Source organism: Frankia sp. AgKG'84/4, from assembly GCF_023242965.2.
In the GTDB taxonomy this organism is placed as follows: Bacteria; Actinomycetota; Actinomycetes; order Frankiales; family Frankiaceae; genus Frankia.
In genome coordinates this window covers 1-1,067 of the sequence record NZ_JALKFU020000806.1, presented here as the reverse complement: position 1 = coordinate 1,067, position 1,067 = coordinate 1, and the positions used below count along the sequence as shown (strand labels likewise).

Genomic DNA, 1,067 nt, shown 5'->3' with positions numbered 1-1,067 from the left:
GCGACGGTCACGGAGGAGTGGGGCGCGCTCCGGCTCGACGCCGGCGGTCCCACCATCGCGGGGGCGGCGGGCAGCCCGGTCAGCGCAGGCAACAGCGCCCGCAGGCGGTCCGTCCCGGGCCGGTCCGCGGGGTTCTTCGCGAGCATCGCGGCCACGACCGCCCACACCTCGTCAGGAACTCCCGGCGGGCGGCCGGGGACCAGGTCGGCGTGGGCGCGCAGGATGGAGAGCATCTCCCGGCCGGCGAACGGCGCGACGCCGCAGAGCATCTCGTAGAGCATCGTGCCGGCGGCGTAGATGTCCGCGGCGGGCCCGACGACACCGCCGTCGACGCTCTCGGGCGCCATGTACAGCGGGGTGCCGAGCATGCCGCCGGGGATCGTCAGCCGCGTCGCGGAGGCCATCAGCCCGGCGACCCCGAAGTCCGACACCTTCGGTCGCGAGGTCCCGTCGCGCCGGTCGAGCAGCACGTTCTCCGGTTTCAGGTCGCGGTGCACGATGCCGAGCCGGTGGGCGGTCGCGAGACCGGTGAGGATGTCGACGATCAGGCCGACGGCCTCGCCGGGCGGCAACGTCCGGCGGCGGACGAGCTCGTGGCGCAGGTCGGAGCCCTCGACGAACTCCATCACGATCGCCAGTTCGCCGCGTTCCGCCACGAGGTCGTGAATGGCCACGACAAAGGGCGACTGGACGCGTATGAGGATGGCGCGCTCACGCATGAACCGGGCGACCACACCGGGATCGGAGGTGAAGTGGGGCAGCAACAGTTTGAAGGCGAGTTCGTTTCCGGCCTCGTCGTGTCCGCGCCACACCTCACCCATGCCGCCGCGGCCGACCCGCGATTCCAGGGTGTAGGAACTTCCCAGCTTTCTAACCACTCCGTGCCATCACCACTTCGCTGTGGGTTTCCTGGTGGATTGGCGGGGGTTCCCGCCGGGGCCGACCGAACCGGCCGGCCGCTGGACCGCGTCGGGCCGGGTGTGCCCAGGTGAGCTAGGCCGTCATGGTGATCCGGCCGGGCGGTCCGACGACGCGGCGGCCCGGCGCTCGCGCCGTCCCAGGCCGCC

1 protein-coding gene is annotated in these 1,067 nt (G+C 72.5%); it reads right to left on the bottom strand.

What is annotated here, in order from left to right:
• The coding region (locus MXD58_RS25350; protein WP_250610173.1) for a serine/threonine-protein kinase at positions 1 to 878 on the bottom strand (878 nt) is incomplete at its 3' end.
• Positions 879 to 1,067: the final 189 nt, after the last annotated feature.